The organism is Wolbachia endosymbiont of Drosophila seguyi (genome assembly GCF_028981765.1).
Classification (GTDB): domain Bacteria; phylum Pseudomonadota; class Alphaproteobacteria; order Rickettsiales; family Anaplasmataceae; genus Wolbachia; species Wolbachia pipientis.
In genome coordinates, this window is record NZ_JAPQLM010000160.1 from 1 (window position 1) to 3,131 (window position 3,131).

General features: G+C 36.1%; 5 protein-coding genes and 1 pseudogene. 4 read left to right on the forward strand and 2 right to left on the reverse strand.

Features of this window, described 5'->3' with window-relative positions; genetic code table 11:
- Positions 1–121 (forward strand): annotated as a pseudogene (locus OZD62_RS04055) (succinate--CoA ligase subunit alpha); the annotation flags it as partial.
- A gap of 8 nt (positions 122–129) precedes the next feature.
- Here OZD62_RS04055 and dapF read toward each other — a convergent pair.
- Complete coding sequence (gene dapF, locus OZD62_RS04060) at positions 130–918, reverse strand: diaminopimelate epimerase (RefSeq protein ID WP_006279822.1); 789 nt, start codon at positions 916–918, stop codon at positions 130–132.
- The gene (locus OZD62_RS04065) at positions 899–1,486 is read right to left on the reverse strand and encodes a nitroreductase family protein (RefSeq protein WP_095742826.1); all 588 of its coding nucleotides are present in this window, start codon (positions 1,484–1,486) and stop codon (positions 899–901) included. The genes dapF and OZD62_RS04065 overlap by 20 nt, the downstream gene beginning before the upstream one ends.
- An 85-nt stretch (positions 1,487–1,571) precedes the next feature.
- Between OZD62_RS04065 and OZD62_RS04070 the strand changes: the two genes are divergently transcribed.
- From OZD62_RS04070 to OZD62_RS04080, 3 genes are all read left to right on the forward strand, one after another.
- Positions 1,572–2,099 carry a biotin transporter BioY gene (locus tag OZD62_RS04070; protein WP_275019478.1) on the forward strand — a complete coding sequence of 176 codons (528 nt, stop codon included), beginning with the start codon at positions 1,572–1,574 and terminating at the stop codon, positions 2,097–2,099.
- Positions 2,096–2,485, forward strand: coding sequence for a DUF1284 domain-containing protein (locus OZD62_RS04075; RefSeq protein ID WP_316658127.1), 390 nt, complete (start codon positions 2,096–2,098; stop codon positions 2,483–2,485). Before OZD62_RS04070 ends, OZD62_RS04075 begins: the two co-directional genes overlap by 4 nt.
- A 168-nt stretch (positions 2,486–2,653) precedes the next feature.
- Positions 2,654–3,131, forward strand: a 478-nt coding sequence (locus tag OZD62_RS04080; RefSeq protein ID WP_275019480.1) for a tetratricopeptide repeat protein, incomplete at its 3' end; no start/stop codon positions are given.

Consider the following 3,131-nt stretch of genomic DNA (forward strand, 5'->3'; position numbering starts at 1 on the left):
CATCTCTTCCAGCGGTGGAAGTGCTGGTGCAAAACTAGAAGTTATGCGGAGCGCTGGAATTGCAATTGCTGAAACCCCTGCAGTAATTGGTAAGAAGGTATTGGAAGTAATGCATCACTAGAATTAGGGTCACAAAAACCCTATATCACCGGTCATGAATACGTTATTTGCCCATTCGATTAATAACTTGCCTCCTGGTAAATTTACTGAAGTCTGTTGGGCAACCAGATATCCACGTAGTGTGGATGCAACAAGTGCTGCACAGGCTGCACTACCGCATGATGCAGTAATGCCTGTACCTCTTTCCCAAACTCTTAAAGCTATTTCTCCAGACTTTTCAACTTGTGCAATACTAACATTAATTTTCCGAGGAAATAATGCGTGATTTTCTAGCTTTGGTCCTAAATTTCGCAATGGTATTTCACTTATGTTATCAACAAAAAAAACTATGTGAGGATTGCCAATATTTACTGCAACAGGATCTTTTAGCATTTCAAGCTCTATAGGTAAGTGAAGAGTGTCACACTCAGTAGATAAGGGAATTTCATGCCATTTTAGCAAAGGTTTACCCATGTTAACCTTTATGGATTTATCACCCACTTTAAAACACTCTAAAATGCGTTTGCTTGTTAGCTCAATAATGGAGTATTCAGCACCTTTTTCTGACATTATCAAATATCCAACACAGCGTGCTGCGTTTCCGCACATTTCAGCTCGACTGCCATCAGCATTATAGATATGCATAAAACAGTCTGCAGCATTAGACATTGTTATAATTATCACTTGATCACAACTGCTTTGATCAGCAATTTGTCTATGGTTCCAGTCTAAATTGTTTGTTGAACGTGAGTCTATGATAACGAAATTGTTACCAGTGCCGTGCATTTTGATAAAATTTTCAGAATTTTGGCCACTCATCATAAAAAAATATTTCTTCTATTGGTCTTCTTTTCTTCTTACTTGTTTCAGCACCCTCTTCTTCGTAACCAACCGCTATCACTGACATTACGTTAAAGTCATTGGGTATATTGAACTCTTTCACTATTTTATCTCTATCAAATCCACCCATTTGATGGGCCATTAAGTTCATAACTGCAGCTTGTAACATAAGTCCATAATTCGCTGCACCAGTATCGTGATTAGCCCAAAAATTTTCACCTTTATCAGATTTGCGGAAATTCTTAGCGCTTAAAGATATGATTAACACTTGTGCATCTTTTGCCCATTTTTGATTAGATTCATCAAGGCAATTTAGCAGCTTTTCCCATGCGCTTTGATTGTTCTGTTTGTTGCATATTACGTATCTCCAGGGTTCATCACCAAAACATGAGGGAGTCAGCCTTACAGCTTCCATTAAAATATCCATGTCTTCCTGAGATATTGCTCTTGTAGGATCGTATGAACGTCCGCTGTGTCTTGCTTTCATCAACGATAATAGATCCTGTTTACTCATCATTTTTAATTTAATAGTGCATAAATAATTCATTGTAGCAGAATATAAGCAAAATTTAAATTGCAAAACCTCTCATACACATATATTACATTTAATAAGTTATTTTTATTGGGAAGGTATGTTTATAACACAATCTAGCAGCAGATCAACACTGGCTGAAATATTGTCTTGCGTTTTACTTTTATTCTTGATGGCTCAAATAGGTATACCATTGCAGCCTGTGCCTATCACATTGCAAACTTTAGGAGTAATGCTTATTGGGCTTAAATTTAACCGCAGAACAGCATTCTATTCTGTGCTTACATATCTATCACTTGGTGCAGCAGGATTGCCTGTTCTTGCAAATTTTTCTGGTGGTTATCACGCTCTCCTTGGACCAACAGGTGGATATTTAATTGGCTGTTTAGCTGCTGTTATGGTAATGAGCAAAGTAAATGAATTACTGAACTCTACATATAAATCATTTGTGTGTAATTCTTTAAGTTGTCTGGCTGGTACAGTTGTAATCTTTATTTGTGGTGTTAGTTGGCTTGCTGTTTACTTGGGTCTGGGACAAGCAATAATGGTGGGTGCTTTACCATTTATCCTTCCTGGTTTGATAAAAATTTTTCTACTTGTAGCAGCTTTGCAATATTTGAAAAAATGATAAAATTTCGCCCTCATCATTTTATGTGCACCCTCGCGTTTCGGGGATATGGGTATTCTCAGGGTTTTGTAGAAAATTATAGGAAGATAGCAAGTGAAGTGGTTAGTACTCAAATCGAAGTAGTTGGTAACCTTGATAGTATTTGTAGTGCTTGCCCAAACCAGACTAAACAAGGTAAATGCACCGAACAAGCTAAAGTTTTAGAGCTAGATAGAAGGCACATGGAAATTTTAGGAATTAAAATTGGCGAGACTTTGACCTGGAGTGAAGCGGTAGAAAAGATTAGGGAGAAAATGTCTTTAGAGAAATTCGAGTACGCATGTGAGGGGTGCAACTGGCAGCCATATGGAATATGTAAAAATACCCTTTTAAATCTACAAAGGTAGTTGACAAAATGTTAAGATAAATTGAAGCATTTTTGTGGAAATAAAGCGAAATATGGAAGACAAAAGATAAATGCATTCTGAAAGGCTACACAGCATGTTCGTCCCGCTAATTAATAATATCTTTATTATTGTATGAGATAGGTAATTTAGCATTTATGAATTTGTAATGTGTTGCATATAGCTCAAAGAAATAAGGTTTACTGGTTACACGCTGCAGCCAATGCCACAACACTAGGACCTATGTTTATCTGCATGTTAATTTGCGTTGTGATTTTATGGAGGTCTTCTGTTACCTATGCTAGTGAAAATTTGGAGATACAGAAGGCCTTTGATAGTGTTGTCAAGCATATAAAAGCTGATAAAAAATATAAAGATCTTGATGTTATTGAGAGAAAAAGTGATAAATTTAACATCAAAATTGCGCAGAATTCTGGCAAGAGTTTTGACATATACTCTACTTTAAAAAAAGCAAAAGATTCCTTTGAATCAGGAGATAATGAAACAGCTATTTCTCTCCTTAATCAGATCATTGCAAAGTTTCCTTATCATAAAAATGCTTTAATTGGATTGGGAAATATTTATTACGCTAATAAAGAATACAAAAAAGCTGTAGAGATTTACACAAGACTGTTAAAAGAACACCCTA